Below are 3,870 nucleotides of genomic sequence, written 5' to 3'. Positions count from 1 at the left end.
TGTAGGGGCAGGCCCCTGTGCCTGCCCTGGTGGTGGGCAACCACAGGGGGTTGCCCCTACAGATGATAAAACAATTATTCCGTGAATATGATTTGGCATCACCACGAATGCATCAGTATTAACACCTTGGTAATTTTGTGGTAATTCACTCCAAACCGATTGAATTATTTTCCCTGTTTTGTTCAATCGTATTTTACCATCCACAATTTCGCCGAATAAATGTTCCCGGTTAAGTGCACATATGGTCACAAAATACGCTCCTGCCTGCGAGTAATCATATTCCTTCAACCTGATTGAACGGCGTTGATGCTTTCCAGGGTCAGATTTATTATTAGAAATTCTGTTCATGCAATTGTGGTAGGGGTTTGATAAATCAAACCCCGATTTTTTTATGCCCGATAAATCGGGCAACTACGAATGAATCACCTTGGCAAAATCTTTCAAAATCTTGTCATTCCCCTTTTCTTCCAACGCATTCCCAATCACCACAAGATTCGCCCCAGCTTTTACTTTTTCCTTGGCGATTTCCGGGTCCCTTATCCCACCACCGATTATTAAGGGAATGGTGATAAATTTTTTAACCTCTTTAATCAGAAAATCAGGCACAGATTTATCTGCACCGGAGCCTGCATCCATAAAGACAAATTTCATCCCTAAATATTCAGCCGCTAAAGCATGAGCACAGGCGATATCCGGTTTGTTCGGAGGCAGAGGCAGGGTATCGGACATAAACTGGACCGCGGTCATCTTTCCGGATTCGATCAGCATATATCCTGTAGGAATCGGCTCTAAGCCGAACTCTTTTATCACCGGTGCAGCTTTCACCTGTTCACCGATCAAGAGATTCGGGTTCCTGCCAGAGATTAAGGATAAGAAAAGTACCGCATCCGCATACTTTGAGACCTGATTGGCATTTCCTGGAAAGATTATCACCGGTAGCTTGACTTTTCCCTTTATCTTTTTAATAGCCTCATCAAAATGAGTTGAAAGAAGCAGACTCGACCCAACCAAGATCCCATCCGCCCCACCTTTTTCTGCTCTTAAGGCTAAATCGGAAATCTCTCTTGGGCTTAATCTGTCCGGGTCCAACAAAACCAAAAAACCCGCCTTTTTCTTTTTTATGACCCCTAATAACCTTTGATAAACTGTCAAATTCCCCTCATTATGTTTATGGAGTGCTTCGTCCGTGAGATACTGTTTGATGTCATTCTGAGGGAGTCCCTACGGGCAAGACGACCGAAGAACCTGTAGATTCTTCACCCCGCATCTTGCGGGGTTCAGAATGACAATTATTGCTCTTCGTTGGTGTCCTCCACCAACGAAGAGGGATTGTTTGTCTGGAGACCAACAACCAGCAATCTCGCATTATATTTAGATGGTCAATGCTCTCCAGAAATCATTTTCTTGATTATCTCCGGCACCTTCGACAGTGCAAAATCTAATTTGGTTATATCCTTTCCTCCGGCTTGAGCTAAATGTGGTTTTCCTCCACCACTCCCTCCGGTCAGCTTTGCCACTTCCTTGACTATCTCACCGGCTTTTATTCCTCTCTTTATCAAATCATCAGTAACTGAGGCAACGAAAGAGAGTTTATCTTCTGATATTGTTGCGAATATCCCGACTGAGGATTTCAGATTTTCCCGAAAAGCATCTGCTAAACTCAATAAATTTTCCCGGTTTCCGCTATCATCTCGATAAGAGATTATCTTTATCCCGTCCTGCTCAAAAGCACTCTTGTATAACTCCCTGATCTTTTCCTTAGCGCTACCTGCTTGCGCGTGCTTTACTTTCTTTTCCATCTCCTTGCTGTTCTCTAAAAGCTCAGCTACCTTTGTCCCTAATTCCTCTGTCTTTACTTTTAGAATATTAGATAATCCCTGAAGAGTTTTTTCCTCCTCTTTAACCAATTCATAGGCGCTCTTCCCGGTTATTGCTTCAATCCTCCTCATCCCGGCAGCAATACTTTGTTCTGAGATTATCCTGAACAAACCAATTTCACCTGTAGCTTTAACATGAGTCCCACCGCAGAGCTCCATAGAATATTCGTCTATCTTTACAACCCTGACAGTATCCTCATATTTTTCTCCGAACAAAGCCATCGCTCCAAGCTTTTTTGCCTCATCCAGAGTTGTGTTAAATGTCTTAACCTCCAAGTTATCCCAGATTTTCTGATTGATCTTATATTCTATCTTCTCCAGCTCATCCTCAGTCAAAGCCTTAAAATGGGTAAAATCGAACCTGAACCTCTCCGGTTCAACTAAAGAACCAGCCTGATGCACATGCTCACCTAAAGTCTCTCTTAAAGCTTTATGTAGAAGATGAGTTGCAGTGTGATTGCGCATTATCGATTTGCGTCTTTCCAGATCAACTTTTGCGATAACCTTTTTATGTAGATAATTTTCTATTTTTCCTTTTTTGATCTGACCTAAATGTACGATATGCTCACCCTGTTTGACCACATGGTCAACTTTAAACTCGAAATCATCATCAGAGACTATACCGATGTCGCTTATCTGTCCACCCGCCTCAGCATAAAAAGGGGTTTTATCTAAAACAATTCCTTTTCCGTCTTCTGTAATCGTCAAAATTTCAGATTCAGTCTGGAAATCTTCGTATCCTTTGAATTTCGAAGATCGGGTTTTTTCTCTATCGGAACGAGTTAAGAGAACTTCGTGGGCAACCCTGCCAGAACCCTCTTTTGACCTTTCCCTCTGTTTTTCTAACTCTTCTTCAAACCCCTCCATATCTACTGAAAGGTTCTTCTCTTGTGCCATCACCTGAGTCAGGTCAACCGGGAAGCCGAAAGTATCATAAAGCTTAAATGCCTCCTCACCTGGAATGACTTTTTCGCCTTTCTTTATAACCTTCTCCGCGACCTGCTCAAAAAGCTCTAACCCTGAATCCAAAGTCTCGCCGAACCTTTCCTCTTCAGATTTTATCACCAGAGAGATATGCTCTTTTTTAGCTTTAAGTTCTGGATAGACTTTACCCATCAAATTCACTACTATGCCTGAAAGATCAAACAGAAAAGGTTTATGTAAATCTAAGAGTCTGCCGTGTCTTGCTGCTCTTCTTAAAATCCTTCGCAGGACATAACCTCTCCCTTCATTTGAGGGAATTGCTCCATCGGCAATGGCAAAGCTCAAAGCCCGGATATGGTCTGCAATCACCTGGAACGAGTCAGAATGAAGGGATTCCTTATATTTTTGTCCGGAGATCTCCTCTGTTTTTCTGATTATGGGTTGAAAAAGGTCTGTATCGTAATTTGAATCTACGTTCTGTAAAAGAGCGGTCAATCTCTCGAAACCCATTCCGGTATCAACAGTTTTGGACGGCAAATCAGTCAGTTTTCCATTTTCATCCCTGTAATACTGCATAAATACCAAATTCCAGATCTCGATCACTCTTCCACACCCGCAGTTCACTCCGCAGTCTGGTTTGGAGCAGCTATATTCTTTGCCCCGGTCATAATGGATCTCCGAGCAGGGCCCGCAGGGACCAACTTCTGCCATCTCCCAGAAATTCTCCTTGGCATCGAACCTCAGGACTCTCCCTTTTTTGATATCCGTATTCTCATACCATAATTTCTCGGACTCGTCATCTTCCGTGAAAATAGTTGCCCAGAGCTTCTCCTTGGGAAGCTTGCACACTTCAGTCAAAAATTCCCAGGCATAAATAATGGCTTCTTTTTTGAAATAATCCCCAAAAGACCAGTTGCCAAGCATCTCGAAAAAAGTATGGTGATAGGTGTCTTTCCCCACCTCTTCCAGATCGTTATGCTTACCAGAGACCCGAATACATTTCTGAGACGAGGCAGCTTTGTTGTAATCCCTTTTCTCCAGTCCTAAGATGAGCTTCTTGAACTGGTTC

The 3,870-nt window shown here is 42.8% G+C and carries 3 protein-coding genes; all 3 read right to left on the bottom strand.

Translation table 11 applies throughout. The annotated features are described in order from the left end of the window. Nucleotides 1-411: hypothetical protein (locus MUP17_05770; GenBank protein MCJ7458479.1), on the bottom strand; the 411-nt coding region annotated here is incomplete at its 3' end. Then, nucleotides 412-1,152 carry a geranylgeranylglyceryl/heptaprenylglyceryl phosphate synthase gene (locus tag MUP17_05765; GenBank protein MCJ7458478.1) on the bottom strand — a complete coding sequence of 247 codons (741 nt, stop codon included), beginning with the start codon at nucleotides 1,150-1,152 and terminating at the stop codon, nucleotides 412-414. Nucleotides 1,153-1,379: 227 nt separating this feature from the next. After that, nucleotides 1,380-3,870 (bottom strand): alanine--tRNA ligase (gene alaS, locus MUP17_05760; protein MCJ7458477.1); only part of this gene is annotated, 2,491 nt, incomplete at its 5' end.

Source organism: Candidatus Zixiibacteriota bacterium (genome assembly GCA_022865345.1).
Lineage (GTDB): Bacteria > Zixibacteria > MSB-5A5 > MSB-5A5 > RBG-16-43-9 > RBG-16-43-9.
The sequence above is the reverse complement of the archived record's forward strand: the minus strand, read 5'-3'. Positions and strand labels throughout refer to the sequence as shown.